This is a genomic window from Cellulomonas endometrii, from assembly GCF_949769265.1.
Lineage (GTDB): Bacteria > Actinomycetota > Actinomycetes > Actinomycetales > Cellulomonadaceae > Cellulomonas > Cellulomonas endometrii.
Genome location: NZ_CATKPC010000011.1, coordinates 103,318 through 122,412 on the forward strand (window position 1 = coordinate 103,318; position 19,095 = coordinate 122,412).

The 19,095-nt window shown below is 76.9% G+C and carries 12 protein-coding genes; 6 read left to right on the forward strand and 6 right to left on the reverse strand.

Annotated features, from left to right (window positions below; all coding sequences use genetic code 11):
* Window positions 1–102: 102 nt before the first annotated feature.
* The 6 genes from QNH85_RS13075 to QNH85_RS13100 all read left to right on the forward strand — a co-directional run bounded on the left by QNH85_RS13075 (window position 103) and on the right by QNH85_RS13100 (window position 7,603).
* Complete coding sequence (locus tag QNH85_RS13075) at window positions 103–696, forward strand: 50S ribosomal protein L25/general stress protein Ctc (RefSeq protein ID WP_213283945.1); 594 nt, start codon at window positions 103–105, stop codon at window positions 694–696.
* Between the two features lie 124 nt (window positions 697–820).
* Window positions 821–1,441 carry an aminoacyl-tRNA hydrolase gene (pth, locus tag QNH85_RS13080; protein WP_282947065.1) on the forward strand — a complete coding sequence of 207 codons (621 nt, stop codon included), beginning with the start codon at window positions 821–823 and terminating at the stop codon, window positions 1,439–1,441.
* A gap of 319 nt (window positions 1,442–1,760) precedes the next feature.
* Window positions 1,761–3,323, forward strand: coding sequence for a sugar transferase (locus QNH85_RS13085; RefSeq protein WP_282947066.1), 1,563 nt, complete (start codon window positions 1,761–1,763; stop codon window positions 3,321–3,323).
* Window positions 3,310–4,494, forward strand: a complete 1,185-nt coding sequence (locus QNH85_RS13090) for a glycosyltransferase (protein ID WP_282947068.1) — start codon at window positions 3,310–3,312, stop codon at window positions 4,492–4,494. Before QNH85_RS13085 ends, QNH85_RS13090 begins: the two co-directional genes overlap by 14 nt.
* On the forward strand, window positions 4,491–6,380 hold the full coding sequence (locus tag QNH85_RS13095; protein WP_282947070.1) for a Wzz/FepE/Etk N-terminal domain-containing protein: 1,890 nt from the start codon (window positions 4,491–4,493) through the stop codon (window positions 6,378–6,380). The genes QNH85_RS13090 and QNH85_RS13095 overlap by 4 nt, the downstream gene beginning before the upstream one ends.
* The gene (locus QNH85_RS13100; RefSeq protein WP_282947072.1) at window positions 6,377–7,603 is read left to right on the forward strand and encodes a glycosyltransferase; all 1,227 of its coding nucleotides are present in this window, start codon (window positions 6,377–6,379) and stop codon (window positions 7,601–7,603) included. Before QNH85_RS13095 ends, QNH85_RS13100 begins: the two co-directional genes overlap by 4 nt.
* Here the strand turns inward: QNH85_RS13100 and QNH85_RS13105 are convergent.
* From QNH85_RS13105 to QNH85_RS13130, 6 genes are all read right to left on the reverse strand, one after another.
* On the reverse strand, window positions 7,572–8,774 hold the full coding sequence (locus tag QNH85_RS13105) for a glycosyltransferase (protein ID WP_282947073.1): 1,203 nt from the start codon (window positions 8,772–8,774) through the stop codon (window positions 7,572–7,574). The genes QNH85_RS13100 and QNH85_RS13105 overlap by 32 nt on opposite strands.
* A gap of 5 nt (window positions 8,775–8,779) precedes the next feature.
* Complete coding sequence (locus QNH85_RS13110; protein ID WP_282947074.1) at window positions 8,780–11,146, reverse strand: glycosyltransferase; 2,367 nt, start codon at window positions 11,144–11,146, stop codon at window positions 8,780–8,782.
* Between the two features lie 196 nt (window positions 11,147–11,342).
* A complete protein-coding gene (locus QNH85_RS13115; protein WP_282947075.1) occupies window positions 11,343–13,538 on the reverse strand; it encodes a glycosyltransferase in 2,196 nt (731 codons plus the stop codon).
* Between the two features lie 31 nt (window positions 13,539–13,569).
* Complete coding sequence (locus tag QNH85_RS13120) at window positions 13,570–14,859, reverse strand: glycosyltransferase family 4 protein (protein WP_282947076.1); 1,290 nt, start codon at window positions 14,857–14,859, stop codon at window positions 13,570–13,572.
* Window positions 14,856–15,743: a glycosyltransferase family 2 protein gene (locus tag QNH85_RS13125; RefSeq protein WP_282947078.1), complete on the reverse strand. Its 888-nt coding sequence runs from the start codon at window positions 15,741–15,743 to the stop codon at window positions 14,856–14,858. Before QNH85_RS13125 ends, QNH85_RS13120 begins: the two co-directional genes overlap by 4 nt.
* Before the next feature lie 52 nt (window positions 15,744–15,795).
* Window positions 15,796–19,095, reverse strand: coding sequence for a discoidin domain-containing protein (locus tag QNH85_RS13130; protein ID WP_282947080.1), 3,300 nt, complete (start codon window positions 19,093–19,095; stop codon window positions 15,796–15,798).

The following is a 19,095-nucleotide window of genomic DNA, read 5'->3' on the forward strand; positions in this document are numbered from 1 at the left end:
CCGTGATCGACAGGGTGGAACGCCTCCGCGTGCCCGTCCAGCGCCCCGCGTCGAGGCCACCACACATCGTCGCCATCGCCCCGTCTGCTCTTTGGAGTCACCGTGTCCGAGATCAAGCTCGCCGCCACCGCCCGCACCGAGTTCGGCAAGGGCGCCGCGCGCCGCCTGCGCCGCGCGCACCAGATCCCCGCCGTCCTGTACGGGCACGGCACCGAGCCGGTGCACGTCGCCCTCCCGGGCCACGAGACGATGCTCGCCGTCAAGGGCGCCGCGAACGCGCTCTTCGAGATCGAGGTCGACGGCACGCCGGTCCTCGCCCTCGCCAAGGACGTCCAGCGCGACCCGGTCAAGAACGTCATCGAGCACGTCGACCTGCTCATCGTGAAGCGCGGCGAGACCGTCACCGTCGAGGTCCCGGTGACCATCGTCGGCGAGTCCGCCCCCGGCACGATCCACATCGTCGAGACGCAGACGCTGACCCTCGACGCCGAGGCGACGCACCTGCCGGAGCACGTCGAGGTCTCCATCGAGGGCCTCGCCGCCGGCACCTCGCTGACCGCCGGCGAGCTGACGCTGCCGACCGGCTCGGTCCTGACCGGTGACGCCGACGTGGTCGTCGTGGCCGTCACGGTCCCGACCGTGTCCGCCGAGGACCGCGCCGCCGACGAGGCCGCGGAGGCCGCCGCCGCCGAGTGATCCGGGCGGCGCGCGGGTGCGCGCCGACGACGCTGGGGACGCCCGGTACCGTGCGACGGTGCCGGGCGTCCGGCATGTCAGGGCGGCTCCGGCGGCCCGCGACGACGAAGGGAGAGGCGCCGCGATGAGCGAGGGGCGCTGGTTGGTGGTCGGCCTGGGGAACCCGGGGCCGCAGTACGCGGGGAACCGGCACAACGTCGGGCAGATGGTGCTCGACGAGCTCGCGCGGCGGGCGGGGTCGTCGTTCTCCGCGAAGGGCGGGGTGCTGTCCCGGCGCCCGCAGGCGGCGACCGCCGAGGTGCGGATCGGCACCGGTCCCGGCGGCGTGCCCGGGCCGCGCGCGGTGCTGGCGAAGCCGACGACGTACATGAACACGTCCGGCGGGCCGGTCGCGGCGCTCGCGCAGTACTTCGACGTGCCGGCCGAGCGGGTCGTGATGGTGCACGACGAGCTCGACATCCCGTTCGGCGAGGTCCGCCTGAAGCTCGGCGGCGGCGAGGGCGGGCACAACGGCCTGCGCGACACCACCAAGGCGCTGGGCACCAAGGACTACCTGCGGGTGCGCGTCGGCGTCGGCCGGCCGCCCGGGCGGATGGACGCGGCGGACTACGTGCTGCGGGACTTCGCCAAGGCGGAGCAGAAGGACCTGCCGTGGCTGGTGGACGCCGCCGCCGACGCGGTCGAGCTGCTGGTCACGGAGGGCCTGGAGCGCGCGCAGCTCCGCTTCCACACCCGCACCGCCTGAGCCCCGCGTCCCCCCAGCGCCGCCGAGGTCGTCGCCCACGGCCGAGGTCGTCACTCCCGCAGGACGACCTCGTGCCCGAGCGACGACCTCGTGGCATGTCCGGGGCGCGTTCCCGCAGGTCAGGCGCGTGCGACGGTGCGCGGGAGGCCGGCGGCGCGGGGCAGCGGCGGGTGTGCCGGGGGCGTCGCTGCACGTCAGGGCGACGGCGCTCCCCCATATGGGTGTGAAAGGGGTGAAAACGGACAGATAGGGCGGACTGGGACAAACCCGCTGATATAGCCTCAAGTCACACCAACGAGGCCGCCCAGGGGGACCTAGCATGAGCCTGCTCGACGATCACGACGTGACGCGCTCCACCGAGCGCACCGTCGCGGCGCCGGGCCCGGAGACCTCGCCTGAGCACGAGGCCGCCGAACGGCGACGCGCCTCCCGCGGACCGCGACTCTCCTGGGCCTCCGACCGGCCGTTCTACGAGCCCCGCGGCACCGCGGCGCCCTCCGGCTGGCGCAGCCAGCACACCACCTACCAGCTCGAGACGCTGGCCCGGGACGTCGTCCTGGCGACCTCCATCCCGACGCTCCTGCTGTTCGCGCTGCACGGCGTCTCCCTGCTCCAGCTGAGCTGGGGCCTGGCGATCGGCCTGCTGTTCATCGCGTTCGTCGCGGTCGAGCGGGGCTACGACCGCCAGGTGATCGGCGACGGGCACGTCGAGTTCGAGGCCGTGCTGCGCGGTGGGGTGCTGACCGCCGCGTCGCTTGCCGTGTTCGCCGTCGGCGCCGATGTGGACGTGCCGCGCACGATCGTGTTCCTCGCGCTGCCGCTGGTCGTCCTCGTGCTCATCACCGCCCGGCACCTCTCGCGCCGGGCGTTGCACCGGCGCCGGGCCGCGGGCGAGTCGATGCGCCGGACGCTCGTGGTCGGCGACGCGTCCTCGATCACGCACGTGGTCGACGACCTGCGCGGCCTGCCGCAGTACGGGTACCAGATCGCGGGCGTGTGCGTGCCGTCGTTCGACGGGCCGCTGCCGCCGCTCGGGGCCCCGGTGCTCGGCACCGTCTCGGACGTCGTGCAGGTGGCGGTCGACGGCGAGTTCGACGTCGTCATCGTCACCGGCTCGGAGCTGTCCGGCCAGGCCCTGCGCCGGCTGTCCTGGGCGCTGCAGCGCACGCACACCGAGCTGGTCGTCGCGCCGGGCATCGTCGAGGTGTTCGGCCCGCGCGTCACGCTCGAGCCGACGGCCGGGCTGTCCCTGATCCACGTGAACGCCGCGGAGTCCCGCCGCTCGCGCATCCTCGCGAAGCGGGTGTTCGACACCGCGTTCGCGGCGGGCTCGCTGCTGCTGCTGGCCCCGCTGCTGGCGGCCGTCGCCGTCGCCGTGAAGGTCACCAGCCCCGGCCCGGTGCTGTTCAAGCAGACCCGCGTCGGCAAGGAGGGCCGCGAGTTCTCCATGCTGAAGTTCCGCAGCATGGTGGTCGACGCCGAGGAGCGGCTGGCCGAGCTGCGCACGGCGAACCAGGCCGACGGCCCCCTGTTCAAGATGGACCGCGACCCCCGGATCACCCGGGTCGGGCACTTCTTGCGCAAGCACTCGCTCGACGAGCTGCCGCAGCTGCTGAACGTGGTGCGGGGCGAGATGGCCCTGGTCGGCCCCCGCCCGCCGCTGTCGCACGAGGTGGCGCAGTACCGCGAGTCCGCCCGCCGCCGCCTGCTGGTGAAGCCCGGCCTGACGGGCCTGTGGCAGATCAGCGGCCGCGCGGACCTGGCGTGGGAGGAGGCGGTCAAGCTCGACCTGCGGTACGTCGAGAACTGGTCGATCGCCTTCGACCTCATGATCCTCTGGCGCACGCTCTACGTCGTCGTGAGTGGCCATGGCGGCCGGTGAGGGGGTCGCGCTCGCGCACGACTACGCCACGCAGCGGGGAGGCGCCGAGCGCGTCGCCCTGGTGATGGCCGACGCGTTCCCCGGCGCCCCCCTCTACACGACGCTCTACCACCCGGAGGGCACCTTCCCGGAGTTCGGGCCCCTCGACGTGCGGACCAGCCCGCTGGACCGGCTGGGCGTGCTCCGTCGGCACCACCGGCTCGCGCTGCCGTTCCTCGCGCCGGCCGTCCGTGCGACCCCCATCGACGCGGACGTGGTGCTCGCCTCCTCGACCGGCTGGGCGCACGGCTTCCCGACGACCGGCCGCAAAGTGGTCTACTGCCACGCGCCGGCCCGCTGGCTGTACCAGACCGACCGCTACCTGGGCCCCGGGCACGCCTCCGGCTCCGGCGGCGCGCAGCGGTGGATCGCGGCGCAGGCGCTCGGGCTGCTGGCCCCGGCGCTGCGCTCGTGGGACCGGCGCGCGGCGGCGACCGCCGACCGCTACCTGGCCAACTCCACGGTCACCGCCCGCGCGATCCGCGACGTGTACGGCATCGAGGCGGAGATCCTGCCCCCGCCGCCCGCCATGCTGCCGGCGGGGGAGGAGACGCCCGTCGAGGGCGTCGAGCCCGGGTACCTGCTCTGCGTCGCCCGGCTGCTGCCGTACAAGAACGTGGACGTCGTGGTCGAGGCCGTCCGGCGCACCCCGGGTGCCCGGCTGGTCGTGGTCGGCGACGGCCCGGAGCGCGCCGCGCTCACCCACCTCGTGCGGGACCTGCCGCGCGTCCGCCTCGTCGGCCGCGTGGACGACGCCCGCCTGCGCTGGCTCTACCGGAACAGCGCCGCCCTGGTCGCCGCCTCGTACGAGGACTACGGCCTGTCCCCGCTGGAGGCAGCCGCCTTCGGCCGTCCGTCCGTCGTCCTGCGCGACGGCGGGTACCTCGACACCGTCCGCGACGGCGTCACCGGGGAGTTCTTCGACGCCCCCGAGCCCGACCTGGTGGCCGAGGCCGCCGGGCGCGCGCTCGCCCGCACCTGGGACCCCCGGGTGCTGACGGCGCACGCCGACGACTTCGCCGCCGGACGGTTCGTCGACCGGCTGCACGCGATCGTGCGCGAGGAGCGCAGCGCGGCAGCCGGCAGCGTCCCCCGGCCTGAGCCCGTCCCGACCGAAAGGCGCCCCCGATGACTCTGCAGGACATGTTCCGGACCGTGTGGTTCGGCAAGTGGCTGGTCCTGGTGTCCGTCCTGGCCGCGCTGGGCGGTGCGTACCTGTACGTCTCGCGCCAGGAGCCGCAGTACGCGAGCGAGACCACGGTCCAGCTGGTCGACACCGAGACCCTGGCGACCGCCGGCGTCCGGCTCGAGAGCGACCCCAGCCTCGTGACCAGCGACGACGTGGCCGCCGCGGCCGCCGCGGAGCTCGGCGAGCCGCGCCTCGCCGACGAGCTCGCCGCCACGACGTCGGGCGAGTACGTGCTCGACACCCCCACGAGCGTCGTGATCACGCAGACCGGCCCGGACTCGGCGGTCACCGTCGAGCGGGCGAACGCGGTCGCCGCGGCCTACGTCGCGCAGCTCCAGGAGCAGTTCGACGCGGACGTCGCCTCGATGCAGGAGCGGCTGGCGACGCTGGCCGAGAGCATCGACCAGCAGCAGCAGGCGATCACGGCCGCCCGCCGCGCCGCCGCGGCCGCCGCCGCCGTCGCCAACCCGAACGCCCAGGTCGACCCGGTGGACGGCCTGCTGGAGGCGCAGTACTCCACGACGATGGAGCAGTACCAGACGCTGTCCGCCCAGCTCACGCAGGCGCAGCTGCTGGCGTCCCCGGCGACCATCCTGCAGAACGCGGTGCACAGCACGCTCGTGAGCGTCCCGACGACGCTGGTGTACCTGATCGCGGGCCTCGCCGGCCTGCTCGTCGGCATCGGCCTCGCCGTGGTCCGCCGCGGCCTGGACACCAAGGTGCGCACGACGGGCGCGGCCCGCCGCAGCGCCGGTGCGCCCGTGCTCGCCCGCCTGTCCGGCACCGCCACCGCCCTGAAGTCCTACGAGGCCGAGGGCACCCTCCCGGTCGCCCGCCGCGAGGCCACGGCCTACACCCGCTCCATCCGGGAGCTCCGCACCGCCCTGCAGGCGGCGGTGGAGAACGACACCGGCAGCGCCGTGATCGTCGTGACGGCCGCCGACGTCGAGACGCCGCGCTCCTTCGTCGCCGCGAACCTCGCCGCCTCCTGGGCCCTGTCCGGCCGCAGCGTCGTGGTGCTCTCCGGCGACCTGCGCCAGCCGCGCCTCAACGCGCTGCTGCCCGCGTCGGCCGAGGCGCCCGTGCGCACCGGCCGCGGCGGTGGCCGGGCGCGCACCGCCGCGGTGCCGACCGCCATCCCGCACCTGTCCGTGCACCCGGCCCTGCAGACCGAGCTGGACCCCGCCGACTTCCTCGCGAGCTCCGACGTGCGGGCCCTCGTCGAGCAGCTGCGCAGCACCGCGGACGTCGTCATCATCGACGCCCCGCCGATGCTGGTGGCCGCCGACGCGACCATCCTCGGGTCCTACGCCGACGGCGTGCTCCTCGCGGTGACCCTGGGCCACACCCCCACGGGCGCGGTCGAGGAGTCGGCCGACCGCCTGCGGGCGGCCAACGCGGCGCTGCTCGGGCTGTCGGTCGACGGCGCCGCCGAGCGCCGGCACGTCACCTACGAGGCGACCTACGCCTACGCCGGGGCCGACGAGCCGACCGAGGGCGACGCGGCCGCGGGCGAGCACGTCGCCCCCGCCGGCGGGGCGGCCGCGTCCGGCGCCCCCGCCGACGCCGCGGACGGCGCGACGGGTGACGCCGCGACCGCCGCCACCGCGGACGGTGCTGCGGCGACCGCCGACGCCGCGACGGCCGACGCCGCGACCGCCGACGCCGCCACCGGCACCGCCACGGACGAGACGCCCGAGGCGGCCGACGACGCCCCGCGCGCCGAGGTGCCCGCCCCGCACGGGGACGCCCTGCCCGAGGACGAGGACGACGCGGCGGACCGCCGGCCCGGGAAGGACCGCGCGCCGGTCGGCGTCGAGACGCCGTGACGCGCCCGGTGCGGGTGGTCGTCCTCGACCACACCGCCCAGCTCGGGGGCGCGGAGCTCGCGCTGCTGCGCACCTGCGCGGCGCTCGACCCCGCGCGGGTCGACGTCACGGTGGTGCTGTTCGCCGACGGGCCGCTCGCCGGCCGCCTGCGGGAGGCCGGCGTCGCGGTGCGGGTGCTGCCGCTGGACCCGCGCATCGCGGCGACGGACCGGGCCGCGGCCGGGCGCTCGGCGCTGGGCGCGGCGCGGTCGGTGGCCGGGACGCTGCCGTTCGTGGCCCGGCTCGCGCGGCTGCTGCGGGAGCTCCGCCCCGACGTGGTGCACACGACGTCGCTCAAGGCGGACCTCATCGGCCTGGTCGCGGCGCGGCTGGCGCGCCGTCCGCTGGTCTGGCACGTGCACGACCGCGTCGCCGAGGACTACCTGCCCGCCCCCGTCGCGCGCGTCGTCCGGACGGCGGCCCGGCGCGGGCCCCGGCACGTGGTGGTGAACTCGCTGGCCACGGCCCGCACCCTGCTGCCCCTGCCCCGGGGCTGGACGCTCGCGTACCCGGGGCTCGCGCCGGAGCAGGTCGCCGCCGACCCCGCCGCCCGCCCCGCGCCCGCCGCGCCCGTGGTCGGCCTGGTCGGCCGGGTCAGCCCGACGAAGGGTCAGCGGGAGTTCGTCGAGGCGTGCGCGCTGCTGGCCGGCCGGTTCCCGACCGCGCGGTTCCGGGTCGTCGGCGCGGCGCTGTTCGCGGAGCGCGGCTACGAGGACGAGGTGCGCGCGCTCGTCGCCGCCCGCGGGCTGACCGACCGCGTGGAGCTGACCGGCTGGGTGGCCGACCCGGTCGCCGCGATCGACGGCCTGTCGGTGCTGGTGCACGCGTCCCCGGTGCCGGAGCCGTTCGGCCAGGTGGTCGTGGAGGGCATGGCCCGGGGCGTCCCGGTGGTCGCGACGGCCGGCGGCGGGGTGGACGAGATCGCCGTCGCCGCGGACGGCACCGCGCGCTGCCTGCTGGTGCCGCCGCGCGACGTGGCCGCCCTGGCCGAGGCGGTCGCCCGGGTGCTGGACCGCCCTCAGGAGGCCGCCGCGCGCGCGGACCGGGCGTGGAAGGACGTGCAGGCGGAGTACGGGATCGCTCGCACCGCCGAGCGCCTCACCGCCGTCTGGGAACGGTGGAACCCGCGGGAGTCCCGCGCGGGGGAGGGGCTCAGCGGGCGGACGTGGCACGGACGCGCGTGAGCACCGCGTCCATCTCCCGCACCCGGTCCGACCACCGCGGGACGTCCGCGGGCGCCGCGCCGACGCCCGCGGGCCGGGGCTCGCCGAGCACCCGGACCACCGCGTCCGCGAGGTTCTGCGGCGAGGCCGTGGTGACCCGGTCCGCGGGCTGGTCCCGGAAGCCCGCGACCGGGGTGCTGACGATCGGCCGCCCCACCGCCAGGTACTCGTAGAGCTTGATCGGGTCCAGGGAGTCGGTGAAGTCGTCGACGACGTGCGGCACCACCAGCACCGCGGCGTGCTGCAGGTAGCCGGGCACCAGCGACGCGGGACGCGCGCCGAGCACCAGGGCGCCGGCGGCGTCGAGCCGCGTCAGCTCCAGCGGGTCCAGCAGCGGCGGCCCGACGAGCACGAGCTGGGCGCCCGCGACCCGCAGGTGGGTGGCGAGCCGCAGGCAGGCCTCGACGTCCAGCCGGTCGGGGTGCAGCGTGCCGACGTAGAGCGCGTAGTCGGTGCCCGGCAGGTCGGCGGGGCGGGGCGCGGGCGTCCGGTAGCCGTCGACGTCCACGGCGTTGGTGACCAGCGTGACGGGCCGGTCGGTGCCCTTGGTGCGGGCGAGCGCGGGGGAGCAGACCACGACCTCGGCGCACCGCTCGACCAGCACCTGCTCCGCGGCGCGGATGCGCTCGTGCTCGGCGGGTTCGCGGACGGCGTGCAGCCAGTCGTCGGTGACGTCGTACAGCGCGCGCCAGCCGGTGGCCTCGAGCACGGCCGCGCCGCCGGGGTCGTTCACCCACAGGACGGGGTCCGCCATGCCGAGCCGGCCGGCCTCCCGCGCCACCGCCCGGGCGCGGCGCGCGTCGCCGCCGGCGTCGAGCCGCCGGGGCAGCCACTTGGTGGGCCGGTACGCCCACGCCCGCCCCTCCGGTGCGCCGTCGTGCGGGCCCAGGCGCCGCAGCCGCCGGCCGAGCGTCGGGGTCGCCCCGCGGCGCAGGTCGTGCACGTGGTCGACGGCCGGCTCGACGAACAGCACCCGCAGCGCCGGGTCGGCGGCCAGCAGCCCCGCGACCAGGTGCTGGTTGCGCCGCCAGACCTCGTCCCAGGGCTCGAGCGAGACGACGACGAGGTCGCGGTGCGCCGCCGCCACGGGGGTGGCGGCGGGGGTGGTGCGGGTCTCGTCGGTGCCGGTCACGGGGGTCATCCGCGGACCGGGCCGGGCTCGGGCGCGAGCGGCGCGCCCAGCACCGAGCGGTACACCGCCGCGATGCCGTCCGCGTGCTGCTCCAGGCCGAACCGGCGCTGCTGCACGGCGCGGAGCTCCTCGCCGTACGCGGCCCGCCGCTCCGGGTCCCCGGCCAGCCGCGCGAGCGCCGCACCGGCCGCCGCCACGTCGTCCGGCGGGACCAGCACGGCACCGTCCGCCGAGCCGACGGTCTCGTCGTGGCCCCCGCCGCGGCCGGCGACCACCGGCGTGCCGTGCGCCATCGCCTCGACCACCGACAGGCCGTACGGCTCGTCGCCGCGCGGGGCGAAGAAGATCCCCGCGGTCGACAGCAGCGCGTCCATGTCGGACCGCGCGCCGAGGAACCGCACGGACCCGGCGACACCGAGCTCGGCGGCCAGCGCCTCGAGCTCGGTGCGCAGGGCGCCGGTGCCGGCCAGCAGCAGCTCCCAGCCCGCGCCGCCGAGCCCGGAGGCCGCCCACATCCGGAGGGCGACGTCGGTGCGCTTCTCGGCCTCCAGCCGCTGCGCCATGAGGACGACAGGGCGGCGCTGCGGCTCCGGCGCGCCCGTCCGCGGCACGGAGGGCGCCCCGGGGTGCACGACGGTCGAGGGCCCCTCGACGCGGTCGGCGACGAACCGGCTGATCGCGACCTGCGCCGCGAGGCGCGGTGCGAGGAACCGCCCGACGGCCGCGCCCACCGGGGACGAGCCCCGGTGCGCGGCGAAGTGCCGGGTCGCGACGACCGGGGCCCGGCCGGCGACGACCGCGGCGAGCTCGGCGGCCGTCATGTGCGCGTGCACGAGCCTGGTGTCGAGCCGGCGGAGCGCGGCGGCGGCCCGCAGCGGCGTCGGGGCCGCCGCCCAGCGGACTCCGGACCCGGCGAGCTCGGCGGGCATCCGGTCGGCGCTGCCGCCGAGCACGTGCACCCGCAGGCCGCGGGCGTCCTGGGTGCGGGCGAGGGTGGTGACGTAGCGCTCGACGCCCGCGAAGGCGTCGGTGCACACCACGTGCACGACGTCGAGGGTCACGAGTGCTCCCGGTGGCCGACGGACTGGGGGACGCGCCCGCCCCCGGCGCCGGCCCGCGGGGCTGTCCGCCGGCCCGGGGGCGCGCCGCGACGAGGCCCCCGTGGAGCCCGCCGCGGCGCCGGGTGGCAGCCCGTCGTCGCCCGCGCCCGACCGGCTGGCGTGTGCCTGGGCGCCGAGGCAGATGCCGGCGATGACGAACGGGATGGACACCTGGGCCGCCACCCAGAACAGGTCGAACTGCCCCTGCACCAGGCGCATCAGCACCAGGACGAACGCGAGGGTCCCGTACCGGGCGTCGACCCGCCACAGGATGACGAGGATCGCCAGGAACATCACCAAGAAGCCGATCAGGCCGACGACGCCGCCGGACGACAGCATCTCGAACTCGGCGTTCGGCGGCTGGAACTTCTCGTCGAACCGGTCGGTGTACCACCAGCGCAGGCCCGCGCCGAACCACGGGTACTCCTGCCAGATGAGCAGCGACTGCCGGAACCAGACGAGCCGCTGGTACGCGGAGTTGTACTGGTCGCCGGACTCGAGCTGGTCCTGGACGAGGGAGCCGACGACCACCGCGCCGCCGACGATCGCGACGAGCACGACCTTGGAGCGGTGCCGGTGCGGGTCCGGCCGCAGGGCGACGACGGCGATCGCGACGGCCAGGCCGATCAGCGCCTGCCGGGACTGGGCGACCAGGACGCCGGCGAGGAACAGCGAGAACAGGGCGAGGCAGATGAGGTCGTTCCACCGCAGCCAGCGCGGCCGGGCGTAGACGATGATCGCCGCGAACGCCAGCACGCACCCGATGTAGTTCTTGTGCATGAGGAACGGCTCGTCCAGGTAGACCGGCCCGGTGTTCCCCTGGGACAGGTTCACCGTGAACTGCCCGAGCGCGGCGAGCGCCACGACGACCGCGCCGCCGACGTACAGCCCGAGGGCGAGGCGCGCGTAGCCCGCGGCACCGATCGCCCAGCCGACGAGCAGCGCACCGCCGACGAGCAGCCACGAGTGCACCCACTCCACCCCGTTGGCGAGGTACGGGTTCGCGATCACGGTGAACAGCACGGTGGCTTGGTAGAACGCCGTCGCCCACAGCACGCCGCGCATGGGGCCGGACAGCGGCCTGCGGGCGAACAGCAGCGCGGGCCAGAACGCGGCGAACAGCACGAAGTCCGAGAGGGACAGCGTGCCGCCGACGCGGTTCACCAGGAGCAGCGCCGGCATGCCGAGCACCGGCAGCGCCATCGGCTCGCGCAGCGTGAGGCCGACCACGAGCACGGCCACGCCGACGCCCACGGTGATCCACGGCTGCACCGAGGTCAGCAGGGCGAGGACGACGCCGAGGGTGACGAGGCCGCCACCCAGCAGCAGGCGCCGGGCCGGGGTCGTGGCGGGCAGCCGCTCCAGGACGCCGGGGCCGGGGACGCTGCGGCGGGGGCCACGCCGGGGGCGAGCTCGGCGGTGGTGCCCGGCGCCGGCGCCTCCGGGACGGGGCGGGTGGTGGTGGTCGTCATGCCGCGGCCTCCCGCTCGAGGGACTCAGGGGTGGCGCGCGCCGGGGACGGCGGCGTGCCGTGGCCGCGCGGTGCGCGGGGGTCGCCGAGCGCGGCCTCGGCGCGCAGCGGACCGCGCAGGTAGAGGCGCAGGCGCAGGCGCGCCGCGCGCCCGCGGTCGCCGGGCAGGGCCGACCGGGGGACGCTGCCGAGCACGACCGCGGCCCGCGCGACCGTCCACCCGACGGCTCCGTGGTGCGTGCGGAGGTAGCGCTCCTGGGAGGCGTGGAAGTGCGTCTCGCGCCGGGTCGGGTCCGTGCTGGTCCCGCCGCCGACGTGCTGCGCGCGCACCTCGTCGGCGACGACGGAGCGCCAGCCGGCGTCGTGCGCGCGGCGCTGCCAGTCGGTCTCCTCGGAGTACAGGAAGTACCGCTCGTCGAAGCCGCCGACCTGCGCCAGGGCCTCCGCCCGCAGCAGCAGCACCGAGCCGATGACGAAGCCCTCGCGGGTCTCCGGCACGCCGAGCCCCGCCTCCTGACGCCACACGCCCGCGGGCGTCGGGAACGGCCACAGCACCCGCGCGGCGGCCCCGCCGTCGTCGGTCTGGGCCGGCCCCGCCGCGGCGGCGCGCGGCTCGGCACGCAGCCGCCGGTGCAGGGCACGCACCCCGTCGACGTCGATCCGGGCGTCCGGGTTGAGCAGCAGCACGTCGGCGCCGGGCACCTGCGGGTCCCGCAGGGCCACGTTCACGGCCGCGCCGAACCCGAGGTTGGCGCCGGGGTCGACGTAGCGCGCGCCCGCCGCCTCCGCGACCCGCCGGACGGCGGCGTCCCCGGAGTTGTCGACCACGGTGACGGGCAGCGCGCCGGCCAGCGGGGCGAGCGCCCGCTCCAGCAGCCCGGCGGCCCCGTACGCGACGACGACGACCTCCACGGCGTCCGCCGCATCCGCCGCGTCCGCCCGCGCCGCCGAGGTCGGCAGTCCCGTGCCGGCGTCGGCAGGTGCAGGTGCCGATCTCGCGCGGGACTGCCGACCTCGACGGAGTGCGGGGGTGGGGGAGGTGGGGGGGGTGGGGAGCGAGCGGTACATCGCCTCGTACCGGTCGGCGATCGCGTCCCACGTGTACTCGGCCGCCCGGGCCAGGCCGCCCTCGCGCATCCGGGGCGCGCGCTCCGGGTCGTCCAGCCCCCCGGCGAGCGCCCGCGCCAGGGCGGCGGCGTCCCCGGCGGGCACGAGGATGCCGGCGCCGCCGACGACGTCGGGCAGCGCGCCGCTGTCGGACGCCACGACGGGCACGCCCGCGGCCATCGCCTCGACGGCCACGCGGCCGAACTGCTCCAGCCAGCCGGGTGCGGGCACCGACGGCACCGCCAGCACGTCGAGCCCGCGGTAGAACGCCACGAGCTCCTCGCCGGCCAGGTGCCCGTGGAACGTGACGCGCCCGGCGAGCGCGGGGCCCGCGGCCCGGCGGCGCAGCTCGGCCTCGTACGGCCCGGCGCCGGCGATCGCCACGTGCAGCCGCGGGTCGGCCTCGGCGGCGTCGAGCAGCACGTCGAGGCCCTTGTGGGGGTGCAGGAGCCGGCCGACGTAGCCGGTGCGCGCGGGGGCGGCCGCACCGACTACGCCGGCGTCCAGGGGGGCGCCGCCGTCGGCGCCCGGGTGGTCGTGCTGCGGGCCGGGGGGCTCGACGCCCAGCCCGATGACGTGCGCGGGCGCGGTCAGCCCCTTGCGGCGGAGCACCTCGCCGGCCTCGGCGTTGCAGACGCTGACCGCGCCGGCGCCGCGCAGGGCGAGCCGCTCCCACCACCGGAACGGCGGCGGGTACCGCTTGTCGAGGTTCTGCGCGGAGTACAGGACGTACGGGGTGCGGACCCGGCGCAGGGCGCGGAGCAGCAGGATCTCGGCGGTGGCGAGCGCCGCGGGCTCCTCGTGCAGGTCCAGGACGTCCCAGTCCTCGCCGAGCGCCCGCCAGATCGGCCGCGGGTCGTAGAGGAACACGTTCGGGTGCGAGCCGAGGGTGCGGACCCCGACGACGTCCTCGCCCGGCCGCGGCTCCAGGTCGACGTCGCGGCCGCCCTCCGCCCATGTGCGGGCGCTGAGCGTGCGCACGGTGAGCCCGCGGGCGCGCAGGGCGTCCTCCCGCCCGCGCCACGCCGTGACGACGGCGCTGTGGGAGATCCGCAGGACGCGCATGGGGACCATCGTGCCGGTCATCGCGACAATTCGGACAACTGGGGCAAAAGGTTCACCCGACCGGCGTGGGTGAAACGCCGGCCACCTCGGTGAGGACGGCGTCCAGGCGGCCGCGGGACCACGCCCAGTCGTGGGCGAGCGCCCACTTCCGGCACGTCTTCCCGATCCGGCGGCGCAGCGCCTCGTCGTCCGCCAGCGCCTCCAGGGCCGCGGCCAGGTCCGCGGGGTCGTCGGGCCGCACCGGCACCCCGGCGTCGCCCATCACCTCGGGGATGCCGCCGATCGCCGACGCCACGACGGGGACGCCCGACGCCATGCCCTCCATAACCGTCAGCGCGAACGGCTCCGCCCACCGGGACGGCACCACGACGACGTCCGCCCGCCGGTAGACGTCCGCTACCTCGGCCCGGGGGGTGAACGGCAGCAGCCGGACCCGGTCGCCGAGCGCCGCCGCCCGCGCCGCCAGGTCCCGCTCGTACGGCGAGGGCGTCGCGCCCGCGTCGAAGTTCTGCGAGCCGACCAGCGTCAGCTCGATGTCGTCGCGCGCCAGCCGGGCGACCGCGTCGAGCAGCACGTCCGCACCCTTGTCGCGGATCATCCGGCCGACGAACACGACGCGCAGCCGCTCCGCGCGCGCGGGGTCCGCCCGGGGGGAGAACCGGGCGGTGTCCACGCCGTTGGGCACCACGCGCAGCCGGCCCCGCAGCGCCGCCGGGAGGTGCGCGGCGGTCTGCTCGGCCAGCGCGCCGCTCACGCAGACGACGGCCGCGGCGCGCCCGAGCACCCGGTCGGCCTCCTTCACCGAGTACGTGCGCAGCAGCAGGTTGTGCGCGTACAGCACCGCGGCGTGCCGGTCGTGCACCAACGGCACCAGCTGCGGGGCGTTGTGCGCGAGCACCACCCCGGCGGGCCACGCGTCCTGGTCCGCGAGGGTCGGGCGCAGCGTCCGGCGGACGCCCGGGCGCGGCAGGTCCAGCCGGCCGGCGAGCGCGTCGAGGTACCGGTCCGCCGGGCGCGCCGTCACGAGCGGGTAGCCGACCGGGTCGGCGCTGGCGTAGCGGTCGGGGTAGGTGCCGTCGGCGACGACGACGCGGGGGCGCGGGACCGTGCCCTCCGGCAGGGCGGCGCACAGGCCGTCGACCACCGTCGGGATCGCGGAGCCGGTCCGGGGGGAGAAGTGGTCGCCCGGCGTGAGCACGTGCACCTCGGGCACGCGCGCGGCGCCGGCCGTGCGCTCGGTGCCGGCCGCGCCCGAAGTGCCGGCCGCGCCCGAGGTGCCCGCTGCGCCCGCGGTGCCCGCTGCGCCCGCGAGCCCCGCGGTCCCGGTCTCGCCCGCGGTCATCGCCGGCTGCTCCGCGGCTCCAGCCCGAGGGCCGCCCAGACGTCCGCGGCCGGCCCGCGCCACCGGGGCAGCGTCCACGCCACCGGGATGGTGGCCAGGCAGCGCGCGGTCTCGGCGGCGTCGAGGCGCGAGGACAGCACCCCGCGGACCAGCTCGACGCTGACCTTGGTGTGCGGGAACGCGAACCGCACCGACGCCGACGGCGCGTGCCACGCGACCTGGCCCTGGCCCTGGGCGGAGAACTGCTCGGCGTGCCGGCGCTGCAGGAACAGCTGCTCGGGGACCAGCTGGAGCGGCCCGCGGCAGGCGAGCTCGGCGAGGATCACCAGGTCGTTGCCGACGGTCGGCCGGATGCCGCGGGTGCTGCGCAGCGCGTCGGTGCGGTGCAGCCCGTAGAACAGGTGCGCCGCCTGCGCGCGCAGGAAGTGCCCCATCCGCTCGTGCGGGGTCGGCTCGTCGCAGGCCAGGTCGGCGTCGTTGAGGTCCTCGGTGACCACCCCGCCGGCGTCGATGATCTGCGTGCGCGGGTAGACCAGCACGGTCGCCGGGTCGGAGTCGGCGAACACCTCCAGGCAGCGCCGCACGAACGCGGGCCGCCGGACGTCGTCCGCCGCCGCCCAGGTGAAGTACGGCGCCCGCGCCAGCTCGACCAGGTGGTTGAAGTTCCACCGGCCGCCGCGGTTCTGCTCCTGCCGGTGGTACCGGATGCGCGGGTCCTCCGCGGCGGCGGCGCGGCAGATCTCCTCGGTGGCGTCCGTCGAGGCGTTGTCCGAGATGACGATCTCGATGTCCTCGAGGTCCTGCTCGCGCACGGAGTCGAGCGCGGCCGGGAGGTACTTCTCGCCGTTGTAGACGGGGATGCCCACGGTGGCCCTGGGTGTCATCGTCGTCCCCTCCGGGTGGTCGTGCGGGTGGTGGATGGTCGCGGTGCCGGCGTCACCCGGCGGCCGCCGGCCCGTACGCGGCGAGCCGGACGAGCGACACGGGCCAGGTCGGCTCGGCCTGGACGGGCTCCCACGCGGGCAGGAGGCCGCCGGACTGGCCGGAGTAGTTCACGTCCGGCACGGTGATGCCGCGGGTCCGCGTGCTCGGTGCCTGGACGCGGACGGCGGTGGCCTCGACGGGCTCGAACGCCACCTCGGAGGTGCGCGCGAGGAAGAGGCCGTCCTGGCTCCCGACCTCGTGCCACGCGCCCTCGGCGTCCTGGACGCTCACCGTGTACGCCTTGACGCCGGAGGTGCAGCAGCGGATGCCGGCGCTCTCGACGACGACGCGGTCGATCGTGGCGGGTGCCGCGAGGTCGACCTGCACCCACGGCTCGGTGTCCGGGCCGTCGGCGGTGCGGCCGGCGGCGCGCCACGGGTTCGACCCGGCGCCCTCCGCGGTGACGAGGTCCGCGGGGTCGGTGCCCTCGGTGGTCGAGCTGGCCGTGGCGGTGCCGCCCGCGAGCAGGTTCGTGCCGCGCGGCGTGGCCGGTGCGACCGACAGGGCGGCGTCCTCGGGGGCGGTGAGCAGCACGGGTGCACCGGTCACGCGCAGGGCCGTGGGCGCGCCCGCCGCCACGTCGAGCGTGCGGGTGCCGCCGTAGAGGTCGGTGACCGTGACGGTGGTGGCCGTCGCCGCCGTGAGGGCGACGTCCGTGACCTCGTCCTGCGTCCACACGGCCAGGAGGGGGTCCGCCGCGGGGTTGCCGGCGTCGGCGCCCCCGGCCGCGCCGAACGCCATCGCGTGCAGCGCCGGGTCCCCGGTGTCCAGCACGTCGGGGGCGCCCCGCCCGTCGAGGGCCCCGGACACGGTGGCCATGGCGAGCGCGCCCGGCTTCACGAACGACCCGAGCTGCACGAGCGACCACGTGAAGCCGCCCTCGCCCCAGCCGCCCTCGCTGAAGAAGTACATCCACTCGTCGACCCCGAGCTCGGACATCCACAGCAGCGACCGCGCGACGTCGTACGCCTGCGCCCAGTGGCTCACCGGCCCGTCGGACCACCAGCCGGACTCGGTGTCCCAGACCTCGGGGGCGTCGGCGCCGCACTGGGCGAGCAGCTCGTTCACCGCGGTGATCTGGCCGATCGGCCCGTCGGCGCCCTCCTCGTCCCACGACCGGTTGAAGCCGGTGTACGGGTGGATGCCGACGATGTCCATGGAGGTGCAGCCCCCGCCGTCGACCAGCTGCTGGTACCAGGGGACGACCACGTTCAGCGCGTTGCCGCCGATGATCCGCGCCTGCGGGTCGGCGGCGCGCACGGCCTCGGCGAACGGGGCCTGGACGCGGACGGCGTAGTCGGCGCCGTCGCCGAAGCCGGTGTTGTTCGGCTCGTTCCACGGCGCCCAGAGGTGCAGGTCGGGGGCGCCGGTGCGCAGGGCGGTCGCGATGACCCGCACCCACGCGCCCCAGGTCCCGGAGGCGACGGCCTCCTGCTCCGCCTCGCCGCCCTGGCCGACCTGCACGTAGAGCTGCACGTCGGTGCCGGCGGCGAGCGCGGCGGCCGCGGCGATGCCCGCGTAGGGGTCGCCGTCCTCCGCGCCCGGCAGCGACGACAGGTCCAGCGCGCCGACCGCCGGGGTCGCGGCGACGTCCGGCACGAGCCGGCCGAAGTCCAGCTGGACGCGGTGGCTGCCGATGCCGAGCTGCGCCGCGAGCTGCACGCCGCGCAGCGGCCCGGGGCCGCCCCAGTCGGCGCCGTCGGCGAGCGACGCGGGGTCGTACGTGGAGCCGGGGGCCCCGACGGCGTACCGCAGGCACGTGGCGGTGCGGACCTCGCCGGTGGCCTTCTCGACCAGCTCGGCGTGCACCTCGTACGGGCCCGGCCGCGCGTCGGGGAGCGTGAGCGGCACCTCGCCGCCGTCCGCGGGGATCGCGACCGTGCCGGAGGCCGGCTCGACCGGCGGGTCCAGCCACGGGTCGCCGGTGACCTCGTAGCGCAGCTCGTAGGTGTCGGCCAGGTCCCCCCACCACGGGGCGAAGTCCGCGTGCACCGCGGGCGTCGCGTCCGGCCCGAAGTAGTCGTCCACCGCGTCGGTGGCCAGGCCGGCGCCGTAGCCGAGCCGGTCGAGCGTGGACGCGTGGTTGACGTCCCACGTGATCGGCGCGTCGAGCAGCAGGTCCAGGTCGGCGTCGCCGACGCGGGACAGCTGCAGCCCGGCGCCGTCCTCGCGCGGGGAGAAGAAGTACACGGCGTCGCCCTGCCGGACGAACGGCGTGAGGTCGGCGAACCGGAACGTCGAGCCCTGGCCCTCGCCGGACAGCGCGATGCGCCGCCACACGCCGTCGGGGCCGACCTCGACCAGCCGCCACGTGGGGCCGGCGAGCAGGAGCCCGCCGTCGGCCGCCGTCGCGACGCCGGTCGGGTGGTCCAGCGTGGACTCGCGGCCGTTGGCGGACTCGCCGGACAGCGTGCCCTCAACCCGCAGGCCGGGGGTGCCGTCGGCGGCGTAGTGCACCAGCGAGATGGACGAGGACTGCTCGTCGGCGTCGCTGAGCACCGCGAGCGTGCCGTCGTCCTGCGGGTAGAACCGCGGGTAGACGTCCCAGTCGAGCTCCGGCCCGTCGCCGTCCACCGTGCCGTCGGCCTTGAGGAGCGCGAGCTGGTGCGAGCCGCTGAGCACGACCGTGGCCAGCACGTCGTCGTGGCCGGCCGTCCAGCCCAGCACCGCGGACACCCGGCCGCGGTCCAGGTCCGCCAGGTCCCAGGTGGTGCCCGGCTCGTCGCCGTCGGTCCACAGCCCCACGGTCGTGCCCGACCGGGACCCGTCGGCCGCGAGCACGCCGCCGTCCTCCGTCAGGGCGAAGCTGCTCGGCGCCGCGTCCTCGGACCCGGCCTCCACGGTCACCGGCGTCCCGGCGCGCCCGTCCTCGGTCCAGCGGCTGATCGTCGTGGTGCCGCCGTCCTGGCGCAGGGCCGCGACGTGCCCCTCCACGGCCGCGAGCTGCGTCGGCACGTCCTCGCCGGCGTCGGCGACCAGCGCCTCGACCGTCGCGACGGGCGCGTCCGCGGCGAGCGCCGCGTACCGGTCGGTGTCGGCGACGCCGCACATGCGGGCGGACGTGTCGCCCGCCGCGGGCGCGGCCGCCACGGCGTCGTCCCCGGAGCCCGACCGCTGGGTGGCCAGCTGCCAGCCACCGATGCCGGCGGACGCGGCCAGGACGGCGGTCAGCCCCAGGACCACGCCCCGGCGCCCGCGACCGGTGCGGCCGGCGGGCTCCTGGCCTGGCGTCGGGGCCGGCGTCGAGGTCAC

Bases quoted from the DNA above. Each gene is read 5' to 3' on its own strand.
- pth (WP_282947065.1), top strand. From the start codon at position 821: ATGAGCGAGGGGCGCTGGTTGGTGGTCGGCCTGGGGAACCCGGGGCCG.
- QNH85_RS13085 (WP_282947066.1), top strand. From the start codon at position 1,761: ATGAGCCTGCTCGACGATCACGACGTGACGCGCTCCACCGAGCGCACC.
- QNH85_RS13090 (WP_282947068.1), top strand. From the start codon at position 3,310: ATGGCGGCCGGTGAGGGGGTCGCGCTCGCGCACGACTACGCCACGCAG.
- QNH85_RS13095 (WP_282947070.1), top strand. From the start codon at position 4,491: ATGACTCTGCAGGACATGTTCCGGACCGTGTGGTTCGGCAAGTGGCTG.
- QNH85_RS13115 (WP_282947075.1), bottom strand. From the start codon at position 13,538: ATGACCGGCACGATGGTCCCCATGCGCGTCCTGCGGATCTCCCACAGC.
- QNH85_RS13120 (WP_282947076.1), bottom strand. From the start codon at position 14,859: ATGACCGCGGGCGAGACCGGGACCGCGGGGCTCGCGGGCGCAGCGGGC.
- QNH85_RS13125 (WP_282947078.1), bottom strand. From the start codon at position 15,743: ATGACACCCAGGGCCACCGTGGGCATCCCCGTCTACAACGGCGAGAAG.